Annotated in this window: 1 protein-coding gene; it reads left to right on the top strand. The window is 40.2% G+C overall.

Going from position 1 to position 249, the window contains the following annotated elements; all coding sequences use genetic code 11:
* Window positions 1–249: ABC transporter permease (locus ACFINC_RS11475; protein WP_375617282.1), on the top strand; the 249-nt coding region annotated here is incomplete at both ends.

Raw genomic sequence — 249 nt, 5'->3', positions numbered from 1 at the left:
TGCGGACTTTTCTAACAATGCTTGGGGTGATTATCGGTATTGGGGCGATTATTGCCATGGTTGCTTTGGGAAATGGTACTCGGGAAAAAATACTGGATAATTTTAAAAGTTTGGGGTCTAATACATTAACCATTTTGCCTGGAAAAAGCCTCTCTGATCCACAAGCAGAGAAAATAACCAGTTTGGTGGAAGCAGATGCAGAAGCCCTTTCTAAATTACCCTATATTTCTGGTGTAACACCTCAGATTT

Source organism: Bartonella sp. AP58NXGY (assembly GCF_042195785.1).
Taxonomy (GTDB): Bacteria; Pseudomonadota; Alphaproteobacteria; order Rhizobiales; family Rhizobiaceae; genus Bartonella.
The sequence above is the reverse complement of the archived record's forward strand: the minus strand, read 5'-3'. Positions and strand labels throughout refer to the sequence as shown.